Source organism: Pseudomonas sp. IT-P4 (assembly GCF_949767755.1).
Lineage (GTDB): Bacteria > Pseudomonadota > Gammaproteobacteria > Pseudomonadales > Pseudomonadaceae > Aquipseudomonas > Aquipseudomonas monachiensis.
This window is the reverse complement of record NZ_CATKPX010000083.1, coordinates 1-622: the sequence shown is the minus strand read 5'-3', so window position 1 is coordinate 622 and position 622 is coordinate 1. Positions and strand designations below refer to the sequence as shown.

Annotated in this window: 1 protein-coding gene; it reads left to right on the top strand. The window is 60.5% G+C overall.

Going from position 1 to position 622, the window contains the following annotated elements; translation table 11 throughout:
• Positions 1-622, top strand: a 622-nt coding sequence (locus ACM6IT_RS25850; RefSeq protein WP_414918968.1) for an RHS repeat domain-containing protein, incomplete at both ends; no start/stop codon positions are given.

Here is a 622-nt window from a genome sequence, read left to right as displayed (position 1 = left end):
GCGCCTGCCGGCGGAAAAACTCTCGCGCCTGCACAACCCCGGTATCCAGCCCGACCTGCTGGTGGAGCACGCCTACAACCCGATCCACCGCCGCCACCAGTACGACCCGGCCGGCGAGTTGACCCGTACCCTCGACAAACTGCGCGGCGAGATCAAGTACGAGTACGAAGCCAACGGCCAACTGCACAGCCGCGACACCGGGCAGCTGATCGACAGCGAAGAGTTCCGCTACGACGCCGCGGCGAACCGGCTGAACTTCAACACCAGCCAGTTTGATCACGTCAAGGACAACCGCCTTAAACGCTGGCGGGACCAGGAATATGCCTACGATGCGTGGGGCAACCTGGTTGAAAAGCGCAGTGGCATGGGCACGCTGCAGACGTTTGTGTATGACTGTGAAAATCGCTTGGTGCGGGCTGAGACGTTGGTTAATGGCAAGCTGGAAAGTACCGGTGCGTATCGGTATGACAGTTTGGGGCGACGGGTTGGCAAACAGTCTGTTGTTAATGGCGTGACCGAGCAGAAACACTTCTTATGGCAAGGCCTGCGCATGCTGCGGGAGGAGCGTCCGGGGCAGAGCAGTCTGTACCTGTATGAGCCGGGGAGTTATGCGCCGTTGGCC